This window comes from Rhodococcus xishaensis (assembly GCF_004011825.1).
Taxonomy (GTDB): domain Bacteria; phylum Actinomycetota; class Actinomycetes; order Mycobacteriales; family Mycobacteriaceae; genus Prescottella; species Prescottella xishaensis.
On the sequence record NZ_RKLO01000001.1, the window covers coordinates 24,167 to 49,737 of the forward strand.

Genomic DNA, 25,571 nt, shown 5'->3' on the forward strand with positions numbered 1-25,571 from the left:
GCGGCGGCCGTCGGGGCCTGCCGACTCAGCCCGCGAGTTGGCGGGCGATGACGAGTCGCTGAATCTGGTTGGTGCCCTCGAAGATCTGGGTGATCTTCGCTTCGCGCATGTACCGCTCCACGGGGAAGTCCTGGGTGTAGCCGTACCCGCCGAACACCTGCACCGCGTCGGTGGTGACTTTCATGGCGGCGTCGGTCGCCACGAGCTTCGCGACGGAAGCGTTGCGTGAGTAGGGAAGTCCGGCGTCGCGGCGGCGGGCAGCATCGAGGTAGGTGGCGCGCGCGGAGTCGACGGCGGCGGCCATGTCCGCCAGGACGAAGCCGAGGCCCTGATGGTCGATGATCCGCTTGCCGAACGCCTTGCGTTCCTTGGCATACGCGACGGCGTCGTCGAGGGCGCGCTGGGCCAACCCAACCGCGACGGCGGCGATGCCGAGGCGTCCGGAGTCGAGTGCGCTGAACGCGATGGGCAGGCCCTGGCCCACTTTGCCGATGAGCCGCTCGCTCGGGACGAAGGCGTCGTCGTAGTGCGCGGCAGTCGTCGGAATCGCCCGGAGCCCCATCTTCTCCTCCGGCTTGCCGAAGCTCAGACCCTCGGTGTCCTTGGGAACCAGGAAGCAGGAGATGCCGCGGGAGCCGTCGTCGCTCGTTCGAGCGAACAGGGTGTAGAAGTCGGCACGGCCACCGCTGGTGATCCACGCCTTGCTCCCGTTGATACGGAATCCGCCCTCGACCTCGGTCGCTCGGCACATCAGCGCGGCGGCATCGGATCCGGCCTGTGGTTCGGACAGGCTGTAGGCGCCGACGGTCTCGCCGCCGAGCATGTCGGGCAGCCACTTGGCCTTCTGCTCATCGGTGCCGTGCGTGGCGAGAGCGAAGCAGGACAGGCTGTGCACGCTCGTGGCGACGGCGACGGCCGCCCAGCGCGAAGCGATCTCCTCGAGGACCTGTAGGTACACCTCGTAGGGCTGGTTGCCGCCGCCGAACTCCTCCGGGTACGGCAGGCTCAGCAGCCCCGCTCGGCCGAGTGCGGGAAAGACGCCCTCGGGGAAGGTTTCGCTCTTCTCGTGCTCGTCGACGATCGGGGCGAGCACCTTGTCGGCGACCTCGCGGGTGAGGTCGATCAGATCGTGGGCTTCCTGGGTGGGCAGCAGGCGTTCGACGGGCACGGTGGCTCCTCGCTGGACTGACGAGATGATCAAGTCAGGAATGAGTAGTACTGAAAATGATACTTCAGTACTGTCTAGGGTATGGCAACCCCGGTGAGGACGACGGCTCGGCGCATCGCGCTGTTCGACGAGCTCGTGGCACTGATCCTCGACGAGGGATTCGCCCACCTCACTCTCGACGACCTCGCCGCTCGCCTGCACTGCTCGAAATCGACGCTGTACCGTCTCGCGGACAGCAAGGAGCAACTGGTGAGGGCCGCGACGGTGCACTTCTTTCGCGCTGCAACCGCGGAGATCGAGGCGAGCCTGTCCGGGGCTGTCGGTGCCCGCGAGCGTATCCGGACCTATCTCGAGGCGGTTGGGGAGCAATTGCGGCCCGCCTCAGCGCAGTTCATGGAGGACCTGGCCGGCGACTCGGCGGCGCGGGAGGTCTACGAGCGCAACACGCGGTTGGCGGCGCGACGCGTCCAGCAGCTCATCACCGAGGGGGTCGAGGCGGGCGAACTGCGGGACGCACATGCGGCCTTCGTCGGCGACGTAGCAGCCGCGGCGATGGTACGGATCCAGCAGCGGCAGGTCGCGGCGTCGACCGGGCTGGGTGACGCAGCGGCGTATCAGGAGCTCGCGATCCTGCTGACCCGGGGACTCTGACTCTACGATCGGATCGGAAGGGAGGCGCTCATGGAGCTGGATCGGCCGCTACGACTCGAGGTGATCGTCGGCAGCGTTCGCGTCAAGCGGTTCGCGCCCGTCGTCCTCGATTGGTTCCTCGAACGGGCCCGCGTCCGCGACACCTACGACACCGCCGTTCTCGACCTGGCGGAGATCCCACTACCGCAGGATCTTTCGGCGTCACAAGTGGTCGACTCGTTCACCGACCGGATCGGCAGAGCGGACGCCTTCATCGTTGTCACCAGCGAGTACAACCACGGCTACCCGGCGGCGCTCAAGACCGCATTCGACACCGTCAAGTACGAGTGGCGGGCCAAGCCCGTTGGCTTCGTAGCATACGGAGGAATGTCGGGCGGGCTTCGTGCGGTCGAGCAACTCCGTCAGGTAGTAGCCGAACTGCATATGGTCTCGATCCGGGAGGCCGTCAGTTTCCATCAGGCCCGCAAGCACTTCGACCCCGAGGACGGTGCCGCGAACGACGCTGTCGAGCGGATGCTCACGCAGTTGGCCTGGTGGGCCGACGCGCTCCGAACTCAGCGCGAGCAGTCCCCGTATCCGGGTTGACAGGTCAGCGCGCGGCGACCGATCCGGACGTTTTCGCCAACCGAGGCGCCAAATATTGGCGGCCAAAGTTCTTACACGCGGGCGACGTGGAGATCACGGCTGCCGTACGTCTGGGTGGTGCTGTGGCCGTTGATATCGAGCCCGACAACCCGCCCGAAGCCCTGCCGCCACGGGACGCGGCACCCCTTCCGGCTCACTACGGATCCACATCACGATGACGAGCATTCCACCCCACCGGACCGCCGCCGCACGAAATTGTGCGGCGGCGGTCGAACTTAGCGCCCATTCGCGGATCTGGGTCGATCAGAGGGGCGCGGGAAGAAGAGTCACAGACGTGAGATTCGATCGAACGGGTACCGACCCATCGTGCCGACGACCAACCCGTAGACAGCAGTGACCGCAAGTTTCCAGAGCGGGAGCTCGATCTCCATATCCGAGAGAATGCTGGGAACCAGGGCTACCGCTGGAATCAGTGCGAGCACAGAAGACACCGTGCACCAGCGGGCGACGAGTTCATTCGCGGTGCGGGACAGTTCGGGACTCTCACGCACCCTGTCGGGCACCTCGTAGCCCTTGTCTGGGTCGGTGACCCAGCCCCGGAACCCGATGTACGCGGCTAGACCGCTCGCCATTGCCGCGATCAGGAACAGGAGTGCTACTACAAGGTCTGCCATTGCCGCTTCCTGTTCCCACAAGAACGCAGAATGATACGCAATGAACTCTCCCCTGTGAGATATGCGAAATGGCCGTTTGGACGCTAGCAGAGGTGCGTTGCGGTTCGTAAATTTGACCGTTTGGTCGGCGCCCCGAAAGGGTGAAACCCTGTATCGCAGTGCATTTGAGGATGCATAGCCGGTCCCGGAGGCCCCTGGCCCCGCGAGCGGTTCTGGGTCGAGTCTTCGTCGTGATTGTTTTCTTGTGCCGCGAGGATGCGCGGGAGGTCTTGTGCGAGCCAGTTGGACTCGGCGACCGCATGGGCCTCGAGCGCGGCTGCTTCGCTTCGCCCACGGCGGATCGCCTCAGCGTGCCCACCGGCGTTCTCCACGCGGGGGACGTCGATCGTCACGCCCACGGTCACATCCTCGACAGCTGTGCCGGTGGCAACGGCGATGACTCTCGTGCCGTCTGGTCGGATTCGCCGGCGCGGAATGCTTGTGAGCCAGAGTTCGGGGATGGAGACCACCCGCCACTTGCCGTCACGGGCGGCCTTGACCAGGTAGTTCGCCTTGGTCCTGTTCCTTTGGTCGCATGGGCGGTGGTGATCGTAGGTGCTGCCGGGACATTTCGGTCCCGGGTGCGCGCCGGCGTCCACCTGCGGGGCACGAAACCGGCACCGGAGGGATTGGGACCTCCGCTGTCAGGGGGCCGCTGTTACATGAAGTAGTCCTCGTGGGCGGGGGTCGGTTCGTAGGCCGACGCACTCCGAACCCAGCGCGAGCAGTCCCCGTCCCCGGGTTGACCGGTCAGCGCGCGGCGACCGGTCGCGCTCCGGCGGCAACCGGTCGTGCGATGAACGCGGTCTCGGACGGAATCGTCACCAGGGCCGCATCGATTCGTTCATCGCCGACGGTCACCACGACCCGATCGCCACACGCGCCCGGCTGCACAATCGAGACGTCCGGTATCGATTGCGGAAACATGCGGGGATCGGAGTGAACATGGATGATCGTCACCCCGGATCGTGCCGCTGGAGGGGGCACGCCGTCGACGACGACCGTGTCGAAACCCGCTTCGGACCCGAGTGATTCGTCGGACAGTCGCAGTCGCATAGGTGTCGCCACGGAACCGACCAAATGTGCCCAGGCGTGCGGCCGGTCGGTGTGAACAAGGACCCGTGCTCCGGTCGCGACCGCCCGGAACACCACTTGCTGTGCCAGATAGAGTTCGCCCGCGAGATGGACCTCGCCGACTCCGGGCCCGGTGATCCGCGCGGCGAGGGCGGTCCCGTTCACATCGGAGCCGACGAGCTGTCCGCAGCCCGAGACCGACAGGGAGAGCGAATCGAGGCGGTCGAAGGTGATCTCGCCCAGCGGAGTGAGGGCGTCGAGGTCCGGCGACGACACAGGTAGGTGCGCCAACAGCGCATCGCGGTGCCGGCCCTGCGCCGAGATCAGCCCCGGCAGTTTCACAGGTTCAGGGGCCGTGTGTGTGGTGCGGCGATAGGAGGCACCCACGCGAATCGAACCCGAATCGCGGCCCGGACGCAGGCGCACCGCGACGGTAGTGCCCAGGCTCGGCATGGTCCACAGCCCGGTCAGCAGCTTGCGTGAGAGTTTGCGTGTGTCCAAGACGTTGCCCACGTTGTGGGCACCGGCCAACGGCACGTGATCCCATTCCTGATCCATCGCGTCAGGGTGCACGCCGCGGCAGACGCGGGCACAGGCCGAGTCGATCTCAGCCGCAGACAAGATCCGGGCGCGGCAACCGGCGTCGGTGAGGGTGCGAACCACTCGGCGTGCAGCAACGGCAAGTGTGCGCGACGTGCCTTCGGCGCCGCCACCGCGACGAGTTACAGACACCGCGTTCGCCGAGGCGTCGAAACGTAGTACCACCCACACGATCCGATGAGCAGTGGCAGGCAGTGGGCCGATGAGGGCGTCGTAGACCTCCGCGGCGGGTGTTCCGGCGACCGCACGGCTGCCGTGGCTGACGATGTCAATGCCACTGAGGGCCACGTCGTTCTGCGCGAGGCAGCCCGCGAGTGCCGACAGCGGCAGTCGGTCTGGAGAGTCGTCGAACTCCGGGGTTATCCGGGTCCGGCTCTTCGTTGGCGGCAGCAACTCGACCACGGCCAACACCTGCCCGTCGATCCAGTGCAGCCCCACCGTCTCCGTCGGTGAGTGAAAATCCGCACCCTTCCCGATACCGGGTCGACGTTTACGGAGGTAGTGCCACGAGGCCTCCGCCCACGACACTGGCAGACGCCCATCCACCCGAACGAACAGCAGCGCACCGATCGGCACAGCGACGGCTGCGGCCGCCCACAACGGCAGGCCTGCCCAGAGCCCGACCAGGCCGACCGCAACGGCCAGCAGTTGCGCCATGACGATGGTGGCCACGGTGACAGTGCTCGTGTGCGGACGGCGTCCGGCACGGATTCGGTCCACGGTCCCTCCCCGATGCCTGAACCAGACGGACCTCGCCCGTCGTGAGTGCGTTCTCGCGAACTGTACTGTGTGGGGTCGTATCGGGCGCCGGATGGGGGAGGAAACGTGGCGGCACAGCCGACGACACGGTGGCAGGTCAGCGGATACCGGTTTCTCGTTCGGCGAATGGAACATGCGCTCGTCCGGCGCGACGTGCGGATGCTCAGCGACCCGATGCGGTCACAGTCGCGGGCGCTCGGAGTGGGAGTGGCCATCGCATGTCTCGGGCTGGCGGCCGCCGCTGCGCTCGCGCTGTTCCGACCACAGGACAAGATCGGCAACGCGTCGATCGTCGTCGGCAAGGACTCGGGCGCGATGTTCGTCGTCATGGACGGCGCACTGCACCCGGTGCTCAACCTTGCGTCGGCACGGCTGATCGTCGGGGAATCGGCGAAACCAGTGATGGTCAACGAATCTGAGATCGACACCAGGCCCCGTGGGGCACTTGTCGGCATTCCCGGTGCGCCGTCGGCGCTCCCGGCGGGCGGTGGCACCGAAGGGCAACCGTGGACGGTGTGCGACACCGTCTCATCTGACGGACTGCGATCGGTCACAACGACAGTCGTCGTCGGAGAACCCGCATGGGATGACCGGGTCGGGCAACTCGACTCCGGGGAGGCGCTGCTGGTGTCGCAGTCGGACAAGACGTTCCTGCTGTACGACGGACACCGTGCTCCCATCGATTTGGGGGACCAGGCAGTCACCCGTGCACTGGGACTCGAAGGGGCGCAGCCGCGTCCGATCAGTCGAGGGATGCTGAACGCGATCCCCGAGGCTCTGCCGATCGCGGCGCCCGACATCGACGGGGCGGGATCTGTGCCTGACTACGAGATCGCGGGGAGAACAGTGGGATCCGTCGTCAAGGTCAAGCGAGGAGACGACGCCCGGTACTACGTGGTGCTGCGGGACGGCGTCCAGGAGGTAAGTGAGGCCACCGCCGTGCTGGTTCACTTCTCGGATTCCCAGGGACAGGCCGAGGTGCCCACCGTCGCTCCCGACGCGCTCGGGCAGGCGCCCACCTCGCGCGGATTGGACGTGGCGACGTTCCCGAGCGCCCCGCCGCGACTCGTCAGCGATGCGGACGAGCCCGTCAGTTGCCTGACTTGGACCCCACACGGATCAGTGGAGGGCGACGACTCCGGTCGGGTCGACGCCACGCTGGCGGTGTCGGCCGGTCGCGGGCTCCCTGTCCCCAGCGATGCTCGCACCGTCCGACTGGCACAAGCGGACGGTCCCGGCGACAATGCCGATGCCGTCTACGTGCGAAGCGGCGGTAGCGGATTCGTGCAGACGACCGGCCTCGAGTCGGGCAGCTCCCGCAGGGGCGGGATGTTCTTCATCGCGGACACCGGGGTTCGGTACGGCGTCAAGAACGCCGACGCCGCCAAGGCACTGGGATTCGAGGTGCCCGGCGCGCCCGCGCCGTGGCGGATCGTCGAACTCCTCGCACCCGGGCCCTCACTCGGCAAGGAAGAAGCGCTCGTCGCCCACGACGGTGTCGCCCCCGACGAGAAGGCTGCACCAGTTGCGGCTGGGAACTGAATCCGCTCCGCCATTGTCGTAGTCACATTCGGCAGCACCGCCGCAGTCACGTCGAGCGGCACCGCCGCAGTCACATTTTGCGGCGGCGCCGTAGCGGATACGACGCGAGCACACTGAGCACCACGACCGCGGCGATCCCGCCCGTCGCGGCCAGCGCCACTGTGCGCGGTCGGGTGTCCGGTGTCGGAGCCGGCGTAGGCGCCGCGACAGGCACGGAGCGGGCGGCGTCGGAGGCAACGCCGTCCAGCGGCAGGTCTGCGGTCACCGCCGCGACCGGGTCGACCACTCCGTGTCCCACGTATGGATTCCACCCTTCGGCCGGGGCGTGCGCCGTGGATTCGATGCGCGAGATCACCTGCTGTGCAGTCAGGTGCGGATAGCGGGCGCGCACCAGCGCCACGGTCGCGGTGACCAGTGGTGCAGCGAAACTGGTTCCGTCGAACGAACGCGACTCTCCCTGCGAGGTGACCCACTGCTGAGTCTGGCTGCGCCCATCGGGGCTGAGGGAGACGATCCCGGTGCCCGGAGCCGCCACATCCACCCACGGGCCGCCAAGGCTGAACTCCGACGGGGACCCGTCCGGGTTCACCGACCCGACCGTCAGCACGTAGTCGTCGTACCAGGCCGGCGTCGCGATCATCGAAACCGAAGCCCATTGGTCGGCAGAAGGGTTCAGGGGGTCGAGGGGTGGATTCTGGATCATGCACCCACCCGACCCGTAGTTCCCGGCGGCAGCGACCACGACTGCGTCATGCACGAGTGCTGCGTATTGGACTGCAGCCCCGAGGGACCCGTCGTCGATGCCGTCAGCGGCAGATCGGCACGCCACCTCGGAGATGTTGATGACCTTCGCGTCCATCTCTGCGGCACGCCGAATGGCCATTGCCATCGTCTGAGTGTTGCCGTAGCCGGTCGAGTTCTGTACGTCGTTCGGGTCGTCCTGCCGCCTGGCTTCGGAGAAGTTCGCGCTCGACTGGCGGATGGAGATTATCTGGGCGTCGGGGGCGCCACCTGCGAAGCCAGAACCGGGGATCGGTGCCGCGGCGATGAGTCCGGCGACCACGGTGCCGTGGGCATCGCAGTCGCCGATGCCGTCACCGTTGGAAACGTAGTCACCACCGGGCCGCAGACCCGGAAGCCGGGGATGACCCGCGACGCCGGTGTCGATGATCGCCACGAGTTGGCCCTGTCCTCGGGTGATCGGCCACACCGACGCAAAGTTCATCGTGCGCTGCGCCTGAGGCACCTCCGGGTCGGCACCCATGGGTACCGCCACCGCACAAGCGTTGCGCTGCTCGGTCGGTGCCAATGGGGCTGGATCCGAGTTCGGGGGCAAGCGTGCCGGGTCGATCGGCGCAGGGACGACGGCTCCCCCGACACCTGGACCGAGAGAGGCGGTGAGCGCAACCAGTGCCGCGGCCACCGACACCCGCAGCAGTCGGCGGGTGGCAGTCCGACCGGTCACGATGACGCTCACAGCCCTCGGACGGCCGCAAAGATGCCGGAGACCCAGCACACGAGCGGTACGACAGCCGCGATCGCGGCGTAGTCGACCAGTTCGGAGGCACGCCGCTGCACCGGCGAGAAGGTTCTTTCCGGCGCGAGGATCCCGAGTGCGAGCGCAGCACCGACAGCCAGTGCCGCGACTGCGAACAGACCGAGTGCGGCGACCGGGACGGCAAGTGCGGTTGCGGCACAGAGGAGTACGAGGATCGTGCCTCCGCCGCCGATCAGCGGCACAGCCTGCTCAGCCGAGCTGTAAGTACGGCCGCGGAAGAGCAGCACCGTCGCGGCGGCGACGGCGAGCGCGGTCCCCGGCCAGTAGATCCCGGAGTCGGTCACCGGGACGGATGCGGCGAGTACGCCGAACCCGGTGAGCAGAGTCATCGCGCACACCAAACCGGTGAGGAATCGTCGTGCTCGGTCTGTACGTGCCTCAACGGATTCGAACGACGGAACGCTGCGCGCGTCGTCGGGGTCGTCTTCAGCGGGGTCGACGGACGTGCCCGGAGCCGGCACCGGGGGAAGGGGGAGCCTAGCGAGCAACATCGCGATGCGTGGTGCGCTCGCGAGCCCGATCAGGGCTGCGGCGGCGAGGAGCGCGCCCACCGTTCGCACGGACTGTTCGGTGAGCGTCGCGGCGAGCGCGGCGGTAGCACCGAACAGCGACACCGCGGTCGCAGTGGTGAAGACGGTGTGCCCGACGCCAGACGCGCGCAGAGCTAGCACCGCCGTGGCTCCGACCATGACCAATCCCAGCAGTACATGCGGTGCATCCCGCTCGCCCGGCACCAGCAGCACACCGGACGCGAACGCCACAGGCAGCGCCGCGGCACCCAAAGTGACGGCTGCAGCGGTGTCGCCGTAGACGCGACTGCCGACAGCTCCCGCGACGAGGAACAGCACGAGGGTCAGCAACGCGCATCCCGCCCCGACGAGCGACGCGACGGAACCATCGACCTGCAGCAAGGCGAAGGAACCCGCTGCGGCTGCCGCGATTGCGAGCGCGGACCCGGTCAGTCGCGCCATCTGCGGCGTCCACGGGCGAGTATGGCCCTTGTCGGCGATCGCGACGTTGTACATGATGTCGTCGAACAGCGGAGGGGGCGCGCTGGCCTCCGCGCTGTCGAAAACGAGGAGCTCACCATCGAGTACGCCGTGCTCCTGCAGGCTCAGCGCGGGCGCCAGCGGAGGCGTTCCAAGTCGTGACAGGGTCCACCGGGCCGGTTCGGTGCGCTCCTCCGATGCGTCGAAGTCGTTGGCGGAGCTGTGCTTCTGCACGAGATCGGCGATGCTCGGAACGAGCAGTTCGACGGGTACCGTACTCGGTAGCGCCAGGTCGATCTGGGTGTGCGGCGCGAGAATGGTCAACCTGACCATGTCGGCCGGACCCCGCCGCCGCGCACTATCGCCGGCCGTGTAGTCGGCTTCGAGAACTGTCACGATCATCCCCCCGAACTGTGTGGTTGGGATCCCCGTCCGGACCGCCTGCTTGGAAACCATCGGCACTGTACCCGGCTTCCTGGTTGCCCCTCCACCGTGTGTGTCGTGAGTGCGTGCGGTAGTTTCTCGAATCGCGAGTCAGGAGCCCGTGGGGGCGACTCCGCTTGGTCGACGTGACCGGTCCGTTCCAGGGCTGGCTTCTTCTGGGGGTGGCAGCATGGGCACGATCCATTTCGTGCGTCGGGCACGTCGGGGAGTTCCGCGTACGCCAGGCGGTGAGGTGAGTCTTCAGACGCCGCCAGAGATTCCACGTATCACACCCGGCAACTTGATGACCAAGCTGCTGCCGATCGTCATGGTTGCCGCCATGGTCGGCATGGTCGCACTGATGTTCACTTCCGGCATGGCCGCGAACCCCATGTCGCTGCTGTTCCCTGTGATGATGCTCGTGTCCGTGCTCGGCATGGTGGCCGGCTCGAGCCGCGGTGGCGGAGCCAAGGCGGCCGAGTCGAACGAGGACCGCAAGGACTACCTGCGCTATCTCGACCGGTTGCGTCGCGACGCCCTCGACACCGGAAGACAGCAACGCACTGCTCTCGAATGGAGCCATCCCGATCCGTCGGTGCTGTGGACGCTGACGGGAACGGTTCGCATGTGGGAGCGGCGAACCACCGATCCGGACTACCTCCACGTGCGGATCGGGCGGGGGAGTCAACGTCTGGCAACACGTCTCGTCGCGCCGGAGACCGGGCCGGTCGAGGACCTCGAGCCTGTGTCCGCGGTGGCGCTGCGGCGATTCGTTCGGGCCTACTCGGTGGTCCCGGAGCTGCCGACGGCCCTTTCGTTGCGCGGATTCGCGGCGATCTCCGTGGATGGAGACCGATCGAGTGCCCGTGGATTGGTCCGGGCGATGTTGATGCAACTGTGTTCGTTCCACGGGCCTGATCAGTTGCAGGTTGCAGTCGTCTGCGGGCCCGACACGGCGCCCGAATGGGAGTGGATCAAGTGGCTTCCGCACGCGCAGCATCCGGAATCGGTCGACGGCGTGGGCACCGCACGGATGGTCTACGGGTCGGTACTCGAACTCGAGTCGGCTCTGGGACAGCAATTCTCGATGCGGGGGCAGTTTTCGCGGAGCGCGCCTCCCACCGCCGGGGTGCCGCAGATCGTAGTCGTCGTCGACGGAGGCATCCTCGAGGGTGACAGTCGTGTCGTCACCGACGGGGGGCTGGACTCGGTGACACTGCTCGACCTCAGCGGGTACTGCCCGCGGCTCACGGCCACCCGAGGCCTGCAGCTCGTCACTGACAGCGGCTCGCTCGGTGCACGCAGCAGTGCCGGGATCGAGACGTTCGCGACTGTCGACGAGCTGACCGCGCAGCAGGCGTTGTCGGGTTCCCGGAGATTGGCCCCATACCGGATTGCTGCCCAGACGGAGGCGGATGAGGCGGTCGACGGCGCGCCCGTCGCGGCCGGCTGGAGTCGACTGCTCGGCATCGGTGATGTCGGCGGGTTCGATCCCGTTCACGCGTGGATGCCTCGGCACGGACGAGATCGGCTCCGGGTCCCGATCGGCGTGGGGACGGACGGCGGTCCCGTCGAGCTGGACCTCAAGGAGGCCGCGCAGAACGGCATGGGACCGCACGGCCTGTGTATCGGCGCAACCGGTTCCGGCAAGTCGGAGTTTCTGCGCACGTTGGTGCTCGGCCTCGTCGCGACTCATTCACCGGAGGCTCTGAACCTGGTGCTCGTCGACTTCAAGGGTGGCGCCACGTTCTTGGGCTTGGAGGATGCACCCCACGTCGCCGCGGTCATCACGAACCTCGCCGAGGAGCTGGCGATGGTCGACCGCATGAGGGACGCACTCGCCGGTGAGATGAACCGCCGCCAAGAGTTGCTCCGTGCCGCGGGGAATTTCGCGAACGTCACCGAGTACGAGAAGGCCCGCGGCGCGGGCGCGGATCTCGCGCCGATGCCGGCATTGTTCATCGTGGTCGACGAGTTCTCCGAACTGCTCAGCCAACAGCCGGAATTCGCAGAACTGTTCGTCGCGATCGGTCGTCTCGGACGTTCGTTGCACATGCATCTCCTGCTCGCCAGTCAGCGACTCGAGGAGGGCAAGCTACGCGGCCTCGACAGCCATCTGTCCTATCGGATCGGCCTGAAGACATTCTCGGCCAACGAGTCCCGTTCGGTCCTCGGGGTGCCGGACGCCTACCATCTGCCTGCGGCACCCGGCGCCGGATACCTCAAGTGCGATTCGGCGGAGATCGTGCGGTTCCAGGCGTCCTACGTCTCCGGCCCGTACCAGCGCGAACGAAGCCAACGGATCACGGGCGGGAGTGCACCGGCCATCGATGTGAGTCCGCGTCCGTTCACAGCGACACCCGTCGCGCTTCCCGTGCTGCCTGAACCTGTCGTCCCGATCGAACCGGAACCGGATCAAGAAGGTGACGTCGACTCCCGTTCGGTCCTGGAGGTCCTCGTCGACCGCATCCGTGGGCGTGGCCCCGCCGCCCACGAGGTTTGGTTGCCACCGCTCGACGTCGCTCCCACCCTCGACCAGATCGTCCCGGCGTCCACGTTCACGGAAGCCGTTGCCGACGTGAGTTCGCTGCAGGCCCCGATCGGTGTGGTCGACCGGCCATTCGACCAGCGGCGGGATCTTCTGGTCGCCGATCTGGCCGGGTCGACCGGCAACGTGGCCGTCGTCGGCGGCCCCCAGTCCGGCAAGTCGACGCTGCTGCGCACCCTGATCATGTCGATGGCCACGACACATTCGCCGCAGCAGGTGCAGTTCTACTGCCTCGACTTCGGCGGCGGAACGTTGTCCGGACTGGCGCAGTTGCCGCACGTCGGGTCGGTCGCGAACCGACTCGACGTCGACCTGGTGCGGCGCACGGTTGCCGAGATGACGACCCTCGTGCGACAGCGGGAGCGACGCTTCCGCGACCTCGGCATCGCGTCGATGGCGGAGTTCCGGCGGCTGCGCGGAACGGGGGGCGAGGGGTCTGCGGCGGCGGGCGCGGCCGAGGATCCGTTCGGAGACGTCTTCCTCGTCATCGACGGCTGGCCGGGCATTCGCCAGGACTTCGAGGCCCTCGAGGCCCAGATCGGCGCGCTGGCCGGGCAGGGCTTGTCGTTCGGCGTCCACGTGATCATCGCGTCCCCGCGCTGGGCCGACATCCGCCCGGCCCTCAAGGACCAACTGGGCACCAGAATCGAACTACGGCTGGGTGATCCGACGGATTCCGACGTCGGTCGCGCCAAGGCCATGACCGTCCCGTCCGGGCGGCCGGGGCGCGGTATCACCCGCGAGGGGCTGCACCTGCTCGTCGCGTTGCCACGATTGGACGGCGTCGGTCGTAGCGACGACCTCGGCGCCGGCGTCGCCGACGCCGTCGCCCGCCTCGGTGCGGTGCGCTCCGGCCCGCCGGCGCCGCCGGTGCGGATGTTGCCCGATCGGGTCCCGCGGGAGGACGTGGTGGCCGCCGCCACGGGGCACTGGCCGGTGCCCGCCATGTCGAACGGGGCGTGCCTATCGGTGCCGATCGGGATCGACGAGGCCGAACTCGCGCCGGTGTACCTCGACTTCGCGGACCAGCCACACTTCCTCGTGTTCGGCGACAGCGCGTGCGGCAAGACGACCCTGCTCCGCGGAATCTGTCTCGGGTTGATGGAATCCAACACCCCGAAGCAGGCCAAACTGATCATCGGCGACTACCGGCGCACCCTGCTCGGCGTCGTCGAGGGCGATCATCTGGCCGGGTATTCCGCGTCGGCAACTACGTTCGCGACGATGATGAACGACCTCGCGAGCATCCTCGAGAGTCGAATGCCCGGACCCGACGCCACACAGCAGCAGCTGCGTGAGCGATCCTGGTGGTCGGGGCCGGAGATCTACGTCGTCGTCGACGACTACGACCTCGTCGCGACGTCGAGCGGCAACCCGCTGGCGCCCCTGCTCGACTATCTCGCGCACGCGAAGGACGTCGGTTTCCACTTGATCATCGCGCGGCGGTCCGGGGGTGCGTCACGCGCACTGTACGAACCGGTGATCGCCCGGGTGCGCGACCTGGCCCCGGCGGCACTGGTGATGAGCGGCAGCCGGGAGGAGGGCAACCTGATCGGGACCGTTCGCCCCAGCGAGATGCCGTCCGGTCGGGGCACCTACGTCGCACGCTCCGGGACGTCGTTGGTCCAGCTTGCGTGGCTGCCGCCGCTGTGATTCGGCCGATCCTGTACCTCGCGGACGATGTCGTCTGGGTGCAGGGGCCTTCCGGGGCCATTCGGGTGCCCGACGACCCGGTGCGGCATTGTCTCGACTGTATCGACGACGACACCCTGCTCCTCGGAGCGCAGATCCTCGCGACTGTCGACGTCCTCGCGGCGGCCATCCATCGTGCGATCGGAACCGTCTCGGGAGGAACCGAATTCGTTCCGGAACTGACGGTCGCGCACCCTTCGCACTGGGGCATGCCACGCCGGGGTGTGTTCGAGGCGGCGGCGCGGCGCTGTGCCGACGACGTGGCCATGGTGCCCGCCGCCCTGGTGGTGCCGGTCCCGAGCAGTGGTACACGGTGGATTGTGCTCGAATGCGCTGCGCTGTCGACCACCGCCACTGTGGTCGAATTGGATCGGCACGGAGCGCCGAATGTCGTCTCGTGTGCACTAGCCCCGGAAACAGGGACTCTCGACCTCAGCGAAGACCCCGCTCAGGTCACGGTGATCGACCGGTTGGTGCGTGACGCCGCGGATGGGCGTTCGATCGAGGCCGTGTACGTGATCGGCACGGCAGCCGATGACGTCCTCGGAATCCTCACTACCGGAATCGGATCCACGGTCGTGTCGGTCCCACCGGCCACGATGGTCGAAAGACGGTCGGAAGCACAGCCCACCGACCAGCAGGATCGCACTGCCTCGTGGGTCAGCCCCGGCCCCACGCGCACCCCGGCGCCACCGCATCGACGGTGGCATGTTCCGCCGGCGACAGTCGCGGTGGTTGTGGCCGCCACTATCGGCGTCGCCGTCGCCGTCGCCGTCGCGTTGTGGCCGGTCCGGGCGCCGGACGTATCGGGCCGGACAGAACCGTTGGAACGCTTCGAGATCGGGTCCGCGAGCATGCACCTACCAGAAGAGTGGGGAGTGCGAGCGGCGGAACCGGGACGGCTCGAGCTGGTGCCTGACGGGGTGAGTGGGCGTCGAATCGTCGTGATTTCGGTCGATGTCGCTGCCGGCTCCGACCGGGTCGCGATTGCTCGTACCCTCGAGCGGCGGATCGTCGAACGCGGTCCGGACGGGCCCTTCTCCGGGTTCGATCCGGAGAAGGAGTTCGCCGGACGGGTCGGGGTCTCCTACCTCGAGACCCCCGACGACCAGTCAAGCGTGCGGTGGCACGTCCTCGTCGAGAACGACTTGCAGATGAGCGTGGGCTGTCAGTTCCGAGAAGGGGAGTGGGAGTCGCTCGCTGCCGATTGCGAGCAAGCTGTCCGCAGTATCGAGGTCGCGTCGAACTGAACAGTCACATCGAACTGAACAGAGGCGTCCCGGTGAAGGTTTCGGGATCGGTGGAACCGAATCAGCCCATGCATACGTCCAACCAGATGTAGGCGCGAACTGGCAGCAGCGGGCCCCCCGGGGGGGTCGGTGGGCGGGACGCGGAAAATGGGACAACGATGCGGAGTGCGTCCGAATGCATCCACATCCGAGTGCATCCAGAAGGAGTCGAAGTGAGCGATCAGATGAGGACCACCGTCGAGACCATGGAGGCCACCTCGCGTCGCGTCAGCGATGTGCGGGCTGAGATCCAGGGCCTGCTGAGCACCCTCAGGGGCGAGGTGGACGGTATCCGCGGCGGCTGGGAGGGCTCCGCGGCGATGGCGTTCCAGAATCTCATGGAGCGGTGGGACGCCAGCGCAAACAACCTCAACCGGGCGCTCGAATCGATCGGCGAGCGTATCAAGTCGAACAGCGTCTCGTTCGACGTCGCACAGCAGGATCACACGAGCTCGATCAGCGGTGTGGCGAACAGCCTCAACATCTGATCCCGATCCCACGAGCCCCAAACCAACAGTACGGACAGGAGCAGTCATGACCATGCGTTACTCGTTCGGGCAGATCGAAGCGCTCAAAGTGCGGATCGACTCGATCCAGGCTGAGATGAACGGCAAGCTCGACGACCTCAAGGCCCACATCGCACCGATGGTCGCGGAGTGGGAGGGTTCGGCAGCAGAGGCCTACCAGGCGGAGCAGGCCAAGTGGGACGCCAGCGCGCTCGAACTCAACCAGATCCTCGATGCGATCGGTCGCGTCGTGGGCCAGGGCAACGCGGACATGCAGCAGGTGAACACCGCCGCTGCCAACAGCTGGGCGTAGGTCCGGTACGCCCGAACGGGTGCCCCGATGGAGGAGAGCCGTCGGGGCACCCGGGGATCCGGACGTCCGTGGCGTCGCCACCGATCGGGTTACGACGGCGCGGAAGCGATTGCCGCTGACTGTCGGGGGGCGGATACTGGCGGGATCCGAATACGGTGGCGCACAAGCGCCGGACCGGGAGGCGGATCGTGACGGTAGGACAGCAGCCCGACTCGCTGGTTCCGGTGACGGCCGAGACGGTGGCCGAACTCGCTCGGGCCGACGAGCACAGCGCACACAACTACGATCCGCTCCCGGTCGTCATCGCATCGGGATCCGGCGCATGGGTGCGCGCGATCGACGGTGTCGACTACCTCGACGTCCTCGCCGGCTACTCGGCGCTCAATTTCGGACACGCGCACCCGGAACTGGTCGCGACCGCCCGCGAGCAGATCGGCCGGCTCACCCTCACCAGCCGTGCATTCCAACATGACCGGTACGCCGCGTTCTGCGCCGATGTTGCGCGGTTGTGCGGCAAGGACGCGGTATTGCCGATGAACACTGGTGCCGAGGCCGTGGAGACCGCGCTCAAGCTGTCGCGGAAATGGGGATACGACGTCAAAGGTGTGCCCGACGGCCGGGCGGAGATCATTACGTGCGCAGGCAACTTCCACGGTCGAACGATCGGGATCGTCGGATTCTCGACGGATCCGGACGCCCGGGGCGGTTTCGGTCCCTTCCCGCCGGGTTTCCCGTCGGTCGAGTACGGCAGCCTCGACGCGTTGGCGGCCGCGATCACCGAGAACACAGTCGCGGTCCTCGTCGAACCTATCCAGGGGGAGGCGGGCGTCCTGGTGCCCCCGGACGGCTATCTCGCGGGCGTGCGCAGACTGTGCGATGAACACCGCATCCTGCTGGTCGCCGACGAGATCCAGAGCGGCCTGGGCCGCACCGGTGACACGTTCGCGTGTGAGCACGAGGACGTGGTGCCGGACATCTACATCCTGGGCAAGGCGCTCGGCGGTGGGATCCTTCCGGTGTCGGCGGTCGTCGCGGACCGCCACGTGATGGATGTCATCCATCCCGGCGAGCACGGCAGCACCTTCGGCGGCAACCCGCTTGCATGCGTGGTCGGCAGTGCCGTTGTCCGGCTCCTCGAAACCGGCGAATACCAGCGGCGCAGTCGCGAACTCGGGGCGTACCTGCACGAATTGCTCGGGCAATTGCCGCCTGACCGCGTCGCGGAGGTTCGCGGCAGGGGCCTGTGGGCCGGCGTCGAGTTGGCGCCGGGGCAGCCGTCGGCGCGGGTGATCTGCGAGCGGCTGCTTGCCCGGCGGGTTCTGGCGAAGGATGCGCACGAGGGCACGATCCGGATCGCTCCGCCGCTCGTGATCAGCCGGGACGACCTGACCTGGGCCGTCGAACGCCTCGCCGATGCGTTGGCCGGGTAGCGGGCGCTTTTGACCCTCGTCGACCCCAGCCGGTATCGTTCTACGTCGGCGTGCCGTCCCCACCTGGCCCTCGTGTGCGGTGGGAGGTGGCTCCCGGGTCTCAACTGGCCGCCGGGAACCGTGTGTGCTGCACGCCCGGCCAGCAGCAGAAACGAACAGACGAGGAAGTTCTGTGCCTACGTATTCCCCGAAGGCCGGAGACGTGACCCGTACCTGGCACGTCATCGACGCCACAGACGTGGTGCTCGGTCGCCTTGCCGTGCAGGCAGCCAACCTGCTCCGCGGCAAGCACAAGCCCACCTTTGCACCGCACGTTGACGGCGGCGACTTCGTCGTCATCATCAACGCCGACAAGGTCGCCATCAGCGGCAACAAGCGTGAGAACAAGTTCCTGTACCACCACTCCGGACATCCGGGTGGCCTGAAGGCTCGTTCGGTCGGCGAGGTTCTCGAGAAGAACCCCGCTCGCCTCGTGGAGAAGGCCGTCGTCGGCATGCTCCCCAAGAACAAGCTGGGCCGCGCCATCGCGGGCAAGCTGAAGGTCTACGCAGGCCCGACCCATCCCCACGCCGCGCAGCAGCCGGTTCCGTTCGAGATCAAGCAGGTCGCCCAGTGAGCAACGAAGACTTCAACGAGGCCGTCGAGATCGCGGAAGGCGAGATCTCGGAGTACTCCACCGAGACCGAGGTCGCCGAGGTGCACGAGGCTGCTCCGCAGGCGCCGATCGTCATCGATCGTCCGATCCAGACTGTCGGCCGTCGGAAGGAGGCTGTTGTCCGCGTCCGCCTGACGCCGGGCACCGGTGAGTTCAAGCTCAACGGCCGCACCCTCGAGGCCTACTTCCCGAACAAGGTGCACCAGCAGCTGATCAAGGCTCCGCTGGTCACGGTCGAGCGCACCGAGTCGTTCGACATCACCGCCATCCTGACCGGTGGCGGCCCGTCGGGCCAGGCCGGCGCCCTGCGTCTCGCCATTGCCCGCGCTCTGGTCGAGGTCACCGCCGAGGATCGACCGGCCCTCAAGCGTGCCGGCTTCCTGACCCGTGACGCTCGCGCCGTCGAGCGCAAGAAGTACGGCCTGAAGAAGGCCCGCAAGGCATCTCAGTACTCCAAGCGCTGATGTGTCGCCGGAATCGGTACCAGTACCGGTTCCGGCACCTGTTCATCCCCGAGAGCAGGCGTTCGTAGAGATCTTCGCTACCGGACGCCTGCTCTTGTGCTTTACCGGGATACTTACCCGGATCGCCTACCCGGATTACGAGGGATCGGATTCACATGGGTCGTATGTTCGGCACGGACGGTGTGCGTGGTTTGGCGAACGCAGAGCTGACCGCGGAACTGGCGTTGCAGGTAGCCTCCGCGGCAGCCGAGGTGCTCGCGCCGCGGGGCTCCGACAAGCAGAAACCCGCCGCGGTTGAGTCTGCGCGGCCCACCGCGGTCGTCGGACGGGACCCCCGCGCGAGCGGCGAGATGCTCGAAGCCGCCGTCACAGCCGGACTGACCGCGGCCGGCGTCGACGTGATCCTGGTCGGCGTCGTGCCCACGCCCGCGGTCGCTTTCCTGACCGGTTCGTACGGCGCCGCGCTCGGCGTGATGATCTCCGCCTCGCACAACCCGATGCCCGACAACGGCATCAAGGTCTTCGCCGCAGGTGGGCACAAGCTCGACGACGAGGTCGAGGAGCGGATCGAGTCCGCGATCGAGGCCGGCCCCACACGTCGGCCGACCGGTGTCGGCATCGGCCGGGTCGAGGTCGCATCCGACGCCACCAGCCGGTATCTCGCCCACCTCGCGGGTGCGCTGGACGCCCGACTCCACGGGCTCACTGTCGTGGTCGACTGCGCGCACGGCGCCGCATCGGCTGTGGCACCCGACGCCTACCGGGCGGCCGGCGCCACCGTCATCGCGATCAATGCGGACCCGAACGGCCTCAACATCAACGACGGGTGCGGATCCACCCACCTTGAGGCACTGCAGCGTGCGGTCGTCGAGCACGGAGCCGACCTCGGCCTCGCCCACGACGGCGACGCCGACCGCTGCCTCGCAGTAGACGCGAGCGGCGCCGTCGTCGACGGGGACGCGATCTTGACCGTCCTCGCGATCGGTATGCGCGAATCCGGCGAACTCGCGGACGACACCCTCGTCGCGACTGTGATGAGCAATCTCGGTCTTCACATCGCAATGCGGGAAGCCGGTATCAAGGTGCGCACGACGGCGGTCGGCGACCGCTACGTGCTCGAGGAACTCCGCGCGGGTGGCTTCAGCCTCGGCGGTGAGCAATCCGGGCATGTCGTGCTCCCTGGCCACGGAACGACCGGTGACGGTGTCCTGACGGGCCTGCTCCTGATGGGGCGGATGGCGGCGACCGGCAAGTCGCTGGCCGAGTTGGCAGGCGCGATGACCTCGCTGCCGCAGATCCTGATCAATGTCCGGGTGACGGACAAGGCCGCCGTCGCGGCCGCCGCGCACGTGCAGGACGCGGTCGTCGCCGCTGAGTCGGAACTCGGCGACACCGGGCGGGTGCTGCTGCGCCCATCTGGAACCGAGCAGCTCGTGCGGGTCATGGTCGAGGCCGCCAATCCCGAGACGGCCCGGCGTATCGCCGAGACTTTGGCGGAGAAGGTGGCGTCCACGTAGACCCGGCGGTCGACCCGCCGAACCGCCAGGGGAACCGCAGGTCCTTCACGTGCGTCGAAGAGGACAAAGACTCAGAATCGACAGCGCGGAGGGTGGAGCAATGGCAGAGGTGGTCTCGATCAATGTCGCGAGAGTACGAGCGGCGGCAGGCGCGTTGAGCGCGAGCGTCGAACCCCTCGACCGAGCCGCCGCGACTGTCGGCGGATGCGAGTTCGGCGCGCCGCCGTCCGGCGGTGTCGACCCCGCACACGAGCAGGGGATTCGCGAGGGCTATCTGCGGTTGGCCCTCGCAATCGGCGCCTGGGTGTCTGCGTCGGATGCCACCGGACGCGCCCTCGGTGACACCGCCGATGCTTACGCGCGGCAGGATTCGGCGGCCATGAGCGAAGTCGCCGCGTGGAACGAGCGATAGTGCAATCGATCCTCGACGCCGGTTCGGCGGGCCTGCGCTATTTCGCGCTGTACCTGCCCCGTGCGGCGGCCGTAGCCGACCGGCTCGGGTGCGGCCGGTTCCCTGCCTACTGTGATCTTCAGGCTCGCTACTTTGAACAACAGGGCATTGATCTGAGCGCGCTGGACTCGGACGTCGAGACTCTGACCCAGGTTGCCGCCGATCTGGACCGCCAGTTCGACGATCAGGAGAGCATGGCGCGAATTCTCGAGCAATCTTGGACCGGCACCGCCGCGGACCGGGTTGGCGAGCACCTGACCAGCCATCTCGCCCGCGCGGAGGACGTGCGCCGCAGCGTGCGTGATGTTCGGCGCGCGCTGATCGGGGCGTCCGAGGCGCTGCGCGACGCCGCGGCCCGTAAGGCGGGCTGGGTGGCCGATCTCGACGTGTCGGTGGCCGGGACCCTCACTCCGGACGAGATCGATCGCCTGATCATCGAGAGCACGTGCGACGACCGGCTCACCTCGATGTTCTTGCCACACGTGCGCGATACAGTTTCTCGGTTCGTCTCGCTGTGCGACGAAACGCAGACCGCTGTCGACGACATCTACCGAGACCTGGCCTGCACGTTCGCCGGAATCGACCACAGTGCATTTCCCACCCCGGATGCACTCGTCGCTGGGCACGAGCGGAGTCGAGTACAGACGTCGTCGGCGTTCGGAGTGTCGCAGGCCGTAGCGCCCGAAGCCGCCGAGGCAACCGCTCTCACCCGCTTCGAAGTGCCTCCCGTTGCCGGTGGAGCGACCGTTCCGCCGAAGCTGCTCGACATCGAGGATTCGGTGGTCCGCAGACCGTCGGTGAGCGGCGGATCGCCCCCGCTCGACGGCGCCGCCGTCGAGGGGGTGGTGCGGGCGGCCGGCGCGATCGCGAGTGCCGCCGCAGATGCCGCTCTCGAAATCGTGGGCGCGGTCGGGGAGATGGTGCGCGAGGTCGCCGAAACGGAAACGTCGGAGCCGTCGAAATCGACAGGGGAATCCACAGGGGTGGGATGCAGTCAGCACGTCGAGCCGGAATCGTGTTGTGACTGTGCGGAACCCACAGAGCAGGTGGAAATCTCAGAGCCGGCGGAACCCACAGCTCCTGCATCGCCCGAACCCGGGGGCGGATTGGCGGACGAGAACCCCGAGACAGTGTCCGGCCTTCATCCCGATTCCCGGCTCGAGCCTGGGCTGCCTGCTCCCGATAGGGATGCCCCGGCGACCTACTGCGCGCCCGCGCCGGCGCCCGCAGATGAACGGGTGGGTGAGCCGACGGTCACGCCGTCTGCCCATCGAGTACTCGAGTCACAGCCCGCAGCGGGCGGAGGCAGATCGTCAGGGCCGGTCCTCGCGGAAGCCGGATCGGAGCCGGAGGGCCGCCACGAATCGGCCCTCGGTGAATCGCCTGTTCTCGCCGAGGCCGGGCCGCTGTGACCAACGCTAACGCCCGAGGAGATGGCCGATCTTTGCGCCCATGCGGTGAGCGGCCGCGTCACGCAGGTCCAGGTGCTCGGTTTCTTCCCTCGTCACAGGATGAGTGCCGGGGAAGTGGGCGTCTGGATCCGAGAACACTGCGTAGTCCCGGTCGTCGGTGAGGTGTCGCAGCAGAAATCCGGTAAGTAGCGCACGTGCCACGTGCTGAGTGTGACGCTCGGTCCCGCCTACACCGAGGAACCCGAGGATCCGCCGCCCCTCGACGAGCCCATTGCTCGAACCCTTGTCAACCACCCGAAGCAGGCTCTCCGCCCTCCACTCGTCGTCGAGCGCCAGGGCATCGCTGCCCAGAGAGTCGATGTCCTTCGCGCCGGCGAGGATCAGCCCGGGAACCTCGATGCCGGCTGCAGCTACTACTGCGGACGGTGTGATCGGGGCGGGGAACAGGGCGGCGACCGCCTTCGCGCGACTCTCCTGCGAGGCGGCGAGGACGGCGACACCTGCACCCATCCCGTGCCCGGCGTACGCGAGACGGTCGGGGTGGACGCTGATCCGACCGGGGCCGAGCCGTACCCCGGTGCAGATGTCGAGTGTGGTGCGCAGATCCGCGGCCAGGCCGAGGTGCGACGGTACCGGTCCTCTTTCGGTGCTCGGGGCCGCGGCGACGATTCCCCACGAGGCGAGGTGCTCGAGCGTGCCGGCATAGTTCGCGGCGGTGGTCATCCAGTCGTGGGCGAAGGCGACCGCGGGCAGGTTGAAGCCCTCCGCCGGGGTGTAGACCACGCCGGGTTGACCTGCTAAAGCCAAGTCGCCACGCAGCACCCGGTGCGGGCCGCGCTTGGACAGCTTGGATGCCAAGGACTTAGGTGTCTGCGCCACGGTTGTGACGGTATCTGATCGAGAACCGAGTTCGCTCCGCACGGCCGTCCAAGTACGCTGATTAACCATGTGCGGAATCGTGGGTTACGTCGGCCACCGCCAGGCTCTGGATGTCGTGGCCGAAGCGTTGCAGCGAATGGAGTACCGCGGTTACGACTCCGCCGGCATCGCGATCCTCGACGGCGACGGCACGTTGAAGACGGAACGCAAGGCCGGACGCCTGGCCAACCTGCAGGCCGAGCTCGACGACGCCGGACGGGACACGTTCGTCGGTACCGCCGGCATGGGGCACACCCGGTGGGCGACGCACGGTAAGCCGACCGACCGTAACGCGCATCCGCATCGGGACAAAACGGACAAGTTCGCGGTGGTGCACAACGGCATCATCGAGAACTTCGCGACGCTGCGCGGCGAGCTCGAGTCGGCCGGAGTCGACCTGCTCAGCGACACGGATACCGAGGTCGCGGTCCATCTTGTGGCCCGCGCGTTCGAAGAGGGGCCCACGAAGGGCAACTTCCTGCAGAGCGCGTTGTCGGTGCTGCGCCGTCTCGAGGGCGCGTTCACGCTCGTGTTCGCTCACGCAGACGACCCCGACATGATCATCGCGGCGCGCCGGTCGACGCCGCTGGTCGTCGGCGTCGGTGAGCGTGAGATGTTCGTCGGTTCGGACGTCGCGGCCTTCATCGAACACACCCGGGACGCGATCGAACTGGGCCAGGACCAGGTAGTGGTCATCACGGCCGACGGGTACTCGGTCACCGACTTCTTCGGGAATCCGGGCGTCCCGACCCGGCCCTTCAGGATCGACTGGGACCTGCAGGCCGCCGAGAAGGGCGGCCACGACTACTTCATGCTCAAGGAGATCGAGGAGCAGCCGGCAGCAGTCGCCGACACCCTGCGCGGTCACCTCGTCGACCAGAGCATCGTCCTCGACGAGCAGCGTCTGTCCGACCAAGAGCTACGTGATGTCGACAAGGTCTTCGTCGTTGCGTGTGGCAGCGCCTACCATTCGGGTCTGCTCGCGAAGTACGCGATCGAGCACTGGACTCGGCTGCCGGTCGAGGTCGAACTTGCGAGCGAGTTCCGTTACCGCGACCCGGTGTTGGACAGGTCCACGCTCGTCGTCGCGATCTCGCAGTCGGGTGAGACCGCGGACACACTCGAGGCTGTCAAGCATGCCAAGGACCAGAAGGCCCGTGTGCTGGCGATCTGCAACACCAACGGCGCGCAGATCCCGCGCGAGGCCGATGCGGTCCTGTACACGCGCGCCGGCCCGGAGATCGCGGTCGCTTCGACCAAAGCCTTTCTTGCCCAGGTGACCGCGAACTACCTTGTGGGACTGGCCTTGGCGCAGGCGCGGGGTACGAAGTACCCGGACGAGGTTGCGCGCGAGTACGCCGACTTGGCCGCGATGCCGGAGTTGGTGTCCCGCGTGCTCGAGACGGTGGAATCGGTGCGGGAACTTGCGCGCAAGTTCGCGCAGTCACCGGCGGTGCTGTTCCTGGGCCGTCATGTGGCCTACCCGGTGGCGCTCGAGGGTGCGCTCAAGCTCAAGGAGCTTGCCTACATGCACGCAGAGGGCTTCGCCGCCGGCGAGTTGAAGCATGGCCCGATTGCGCTGATCCAGGATGGGCTGCCCGTCATCGTGATCATGCCGTCGCCCAAGGGGCGGGCGGTACTGCACTCGAAGCTGGTTTCGAACATCCAGGAAATCAAGGCGCGCGGTGCGACGACGATCGTGATTGCCGAGGAGGGTGACGAAGCGGTGCGTGCGCACGCCGATCACCTCATAGAGCTCCCGGCGGCACCGACGCTGCTGCAGCCGTTGCTGTCGACGGTGCCGCTACAGGTTTTCGCTGCTGAGGTCGCTCAGGCTCGCGGACTGGATGTGGACAAGCCACGCAACCTCGCGAAGTCCGTCACCGTCGAGTAGCTCGAGCAGTCGAGGCAGCTCGCTCGTGGAGTCGGCGCCACTGCGCCGCAACGGCGTCACTGCACGACGACGACTCCACGCATGTCCGGGTGCAGTGAGCACGTGTAGTCGTAGGTCCCCGGTTCGGTGAACGTGAACTGCCACGTGCCCGAGGTCAGTAGTGGGCTGCGCAGGACCGATTCGGCGTCGCCGAGGCCGACGACGTCGTGCGGGGCGCCACGGTCGTCGAAGACCCACGTCACGGTCTCGCCGGCCGTGATGGTGATCGATGACGGCGAGAACGACATGTTCGTGACCTCGACCGGGGGTGCTTTGTCCGAGTCGGTCGGACGGTCGACCGTGGCGGCGGTCGTGCACCCGGAAATAGTTGCGATCAAAGCGATTCCGGCAATAAGCGCGCCGGCGGATTTCTTCATGGGA

General features: G+C 67.4%; 22 protein-coding genes. 14 read left to right on the top strand and 8 right to left on the bottom strand.

Translation table 11 applies throughout. The features are described 5' to 3' along the window. Positions 1 to 25 precede the first annotated feature (25 nt). Positions 26 to 1,168, bottom strand: a complete 1,143-nt coding sequence (locus tag EGT50_RS00200) for an acyl-CoA dehydrogenase family protein (RefSeq protein WP_127950618.1) — start codon at positions 1,166 to 1,168, stop codon at positions 26 to 28. Positions 1,169 to 1,249: 81 nt separating this feature from the next. Between EGT50_RS00200 and EGT50_RS00205 the strand changes: the two genes are divergently transcribed. Together EGT50_RS00205 and EGT50_RS00210 are read left to right on the top strand one after the other, a co-directional pair. After that, positions 1,250 to 1,819, top strand: a complete 570-nt coding sequence (locus tag EGT50_RS00205) for a TetR/AcrR family transcriptional regulator (RefSeq protein ID WP_127950619.1) — start codon at positions 1,250 to 1,252, stop codon at positions 1,817 to 1,819. A 30-nt stretch (positions 1,820 to 1,849) separates the two neighbouring features. Continuing rightward, positions 1,850 to 2,404 carry an NADPH-dependent FMN reductase gene (locus EGT50_RS00210; RefSeq protein ID WP_127950620.1) on the top strand — a complete coding sequence of 185 codons (555 nt, stop codon included), beginning with the start codon at positions 1,850 to 1,852 and terminating at the stop codon, positions 2,402 to 2,404. A 71-nt stretch (positions 2,405 to 2,475) separates the two neighbouring features. On the opposite strand, the gene EGT50_RS17315 is transcribed toward EGT50_RS00210, so the two are convergent. The 3 genes from EGT50_RS17315 to eccE form a co-directional block, all read right to left on the bottom strand. Next, entirely contained in the window at positions 2,476 to 2,601 is a 126-nt protein-coding gene (locus EGT50_RS17315) for a hypothetical protein (RefSeq protein WP_268960644.1), read from the bottom strand. A gap of 129 nt (positions 2,602 to 2,730) precedes the next feature. Then, the gene (locus EGT50_RS00215) at positions 2,731 to 3,078 is read right to left on the bottom strand and encodes a hypothetical protein (protein WP_127950621.1); all 348 of its coding nucleotides are present in this window, start codon (positions 3,076 to 3,078) and stop codon (positions 2,731 to 2,733) included. 789 nt (positions 3,079 to 3,867) lie between these two features. Further along, on the bottom strand, positions 3,868 to 5,511 hold the full coding sequence (gene eccE, locus EGT50_RS00220) for a type VII secretion protein EccE (RefSeq protein WP_127950622.1): 1,644 nt from the start codon (positions 5,509 to 5,511) through the stop codon (positions 3,868 to 3,870). A 105-nt stretch (positions 5,512 to 5,616) separates the two neighbouring features. Here eccE and eccB point away from each other — a divergent pair, with 105 nt between their 5' ends. Next, complete coding sequence (gene eccB, locus EGT50_RS00225) at positions 5,617 to 7,092, top strand: type VII secretion protein EccB (RefSeq protein WP_127950623.1); 1,476 nt, start codon at positions 5,617 to 5,619, stop codon at positions 7,090 to 7,092. Between the two features lie 70 nt (positions 7,093 to 7,162). Here eccB and mycP read toward each other — a convergent pair whose 3' ends face one another. Together mycP and eccD are read right to left on the bottom strand one after the other, a co-directional pair. Beyond that, a complete protein-coding gene (gene mycP, locus EGT50_RS00230; protein ID WP_235870497.1) occupies positions 7,163 to 8,557 on the bottom strand; it encodes a type VII secretion-associated serine protease mycosin in 1,395 nt (464 codons plus the stop codon). An 8-nt stretch (positions 8,558 to 8,565) separates the two neighbouring features. Next, positions 8,566 to 10,041 carry a type VII secretion integral membrane protein EccD gene (gene eccD / locus EGT50_RS00235; protein WP_127950625.1) on the bottom strand — a complete coding sequence of 492 codons (1,476 nt, stop codon included), beginning with the start codon at positions 10,039 to 10,041 and terminating at the stop codon, positions 8,566 to 8,568. A 211-nt stretch (positions 10,042 to 10,252) separates the two neighbouring features. Between eccD and eccCa the strand changes: the two genes are divergently transcribed. The 10 genes from eccCa to EGT50_RS00285 all read left to right on the top strand — a co-directional run bounded on the left by eccCa (position 10,253) and on the right by EGT50_RS00285 (position 22,339). Beyond that, the gene (eccCa, locus tag EGT50_RS00240) at positions 10,253 to 14,263 is read left to right on the top strand and encodes a type VII secretion protein EccCa (RefSeq protein ID WP_127950626.1); all 4,011 of its coding nucleotides are present in this window, start codon (positions 10,253 to 10,255) and stop codon (positions 14,261 to 14,263) included. After that, positions 14,245 to 15,552 carry a type VII secretion-associated protein gene (locus EGT50_RS00245; RefSeq protein ID WP_127950627.1) on the top strand — a complete coding sequence of 436 codons (1,308 nt, stop codon included), beginning with the start codon at positions 14,245 to 14,247 and terminating at the stop codon, positions 15,550 to 15,552. The genes eccCa and EGT50_RS00245 overlap by 19 nt, the downstream gene beginning before the upstream one ends. Before the next feature lie 212 nt (positions 15,553 to 15,764). After that, positions 15,765 to 16,079: a WXG100 family type VII secretion target gene (locus EGT50_RS00250; RefSeq protein WP_127950628.1), complete on the top strand. Its 315-nt coding sequence runs from the start codon at positions 15,765 to 15,767 to the stop codon at positions 16,077 to 16,079. A gap of 46 nt (positions 16,080 to 16,125) precedes the next feature. After that, positions 16,126 to 16,410 carry a WXG100 family type VII secretion target gene (locus tag EGT50_RS00255; protein ID WP_408014564.1) on the top strand — a complete coding sequence of 95 codons (285 nt, stop codon included), beginning with the start codon at positions 16,126 to 16,128 and terminating at the stop codon, positions 16,408 to 16,410. Between the two features lie 185 nt (positions 16,411 to 16,595). Then, positions 16,596 to 17,840: an ornithine--oxo-acid transaminase gene (gene rocD, locus EGT50_RS00260; RefSeq protein ID WP_408014591.1), complete on the top strand. Its 1,245-nt coding sequence runs from the start codon at positions 16,596 to 16,598 to the stop codon at positions 17,838 to 17,840. A 172-nt stretch (positions 17,841 to 18,012) separates the two neighbouring features. Continuing rightward, positions 18,013 to 18,456 (top strand): 50S ribosomal protein L13, encoded by a 444-nt coding sequence (gene rplM, locus EGT50_RS00265; protein WP_127946144.1) that lies wholly within the window; start codon positions 18,013 to 18,015, stop codon positions 18,454 to 18,456. Then, on the top strand, positions 18,453 to 18,959 hold the full coding sequence (gene rpsI / locus EGT50_RS00270) for a 30S ribosomal protein S9 (RefSeq protein WP_127950630.1): 507 nt from the start codon (positions 18,453 to 18,455) through the stop codon (positions 18,957 to 18,959). The genes rplM and rpsI overlap by 4 nt, the downstream gene beginning before the upstream one ends. 155 nt (positions 18,960 to 19,114) lie before the next feature. Beyond that, the gene (gene glmM, locus EGT50_RS00275; protein ID WP_127950631.1) at positions 19,115 to 20,476 is read left to right on the top strand and encodes a phosphoglucosamine mutase; all 1,362 of its coding nucleotides are present in this window, start codon (positions 19,115 to 19,117) and stop codon (positions 20,474 to 20,476) included. Positions 20,477 to 20,576: 100 nt separating this feature from the next. Beyond that, entirely contained in the window at positions 20,577 to 20,888 is a 312-nt protein-coding gene (locus EGT50_RS00280) for an N-acyl-D-amino-acid deacylase (RefSeq protein WP_127950632.1), read from the top strand. Then, a complete protein-coding gene (locus EGT50_RS00285) occupies positions 20,888 to 22,339 on the top strand; it encodes a hypothetical protein (RefSeq protein ID WP_127950633.1) in 1,452 nt (483 codons plus the stop codon). The genes EGT50_RS00280 and EGT50_RS00285 overlap by 1 nt, the downstream gene beginning before the upstream one ends. Before the next feature lie 6 nt (positions 22,340 to 22,345). Here the strand turns inward: EGT50_RS00285 and EGT50_RS00290 are convergent, their stop codons facing one another. Then, positions 22,346 to 23,218: a dienelactone hydrolase family protein gene (locus EGT50_RS00290; RefSeq protein WP_127950634.1), complete on the bottom strand. Its 873-nt coding sequence runs from the start codon at positions 23,216 to 23,218 to the stop codon at positions 22,346 to 22,348. A gap of 67 nt (positions 23,219 to 23,285) precedes the next feature. Between EGT50_RS00290 and glmS the strand changes: the two genes are divergently transcribed. After that, entirely contained in the window at positions 23,286 to 25,151 is a 1,866-nt protein-coding gene (glmS, locus tag EGT50_RS00295) for a glutamine--fructose-6-phosphate transaminase (isomerizing) (RefSeq protein ID WP_127950635.1), read from the top strand. A gap of 56 nt (positions 25,152 to 25,207) precedes the next feature. Here the strand turns inward: glmS and EGT50_RS00300 are convergent, their stop codons facing one another. Beyond that, entirely contained in the window at positions 25,208 to 25,567 is a 360-nt protein-coding gene (locus EGT50_RS00300; RefSeq protein WP_127950636.1) for a cupredoxin domain-containing protein, read from the bottom strand. Positions 25,568 to 25,571 lie beyond the last annotated feature (4 nt).

Coding starts and splice junctions, on each gene's coding strand:
- EGT50_RS00205 (WP_127950619.1), top strand. CDS start 1,250: ATGGCAACCCCGGTGAGGACGACGGCTCGGCGCATCGCGCTGTTCGAC.
- EGT50_RS00210 (WP_127950620.1), top strand. CDS start 1,850: ATGGAGCTGGATCGGCCGCTACGACTCGAGGTGATCGTCGGCAGCGTT.
- EGT50_RS00215 (WP_127950621.1), bottom strand. CDS start 3,078: ATGGCAGACCTTGTAGTAGCACTCCTGTTCCTGATCGCGGCAATGGCG.
- eccD (WP_127950625.1), bottom strand. CDS start 10,041: ATGATCGTGACAGTTCTCGAAGCCGACTACACGGCCGGCGATAGTGCG.
- eccCa (WP_127950626.1), top strand. CDS start 10,253: ATGGGCACGATCCATTTCGTGCGTCGGGCACGTCGGGGAGTTCCGCGT.
- EGT50_RS00255 (WP_408014564.1), top strand. CDS start 16,126: ATGACCATGCGTTACTCGTTCGGGCAGATCGAAGCGCTCAAAGTGCGG.
- glmM (WP_127950631.1), top strand. CDS start 19,115: ATGGGTCGTATGTTCGGCACGGACGGTGTGCGTGGTTTGGCGAACGCA.
- EGT50_RS00280 (WP_127950632.1), top strand. CDS start 20,577: ATGGCAGAGGTGGTCTCGATCAATGTCGCGAGAGTACGAGCGGCGGCA.
- glmS (WP_127950635.1), top strand. CDS start 23,286: ATGTGCGGAATCGTGGGTTACGTCGGCCACCGCCAGGCTCTGGATGTC.
- EGT50_RS00300 (WP_127950636.1), bottom strand. CDS start 25,567: ATGAAGAAATCCGCCGGCGCGCTTATTGCCGGAATCGCTTTGATCGCA.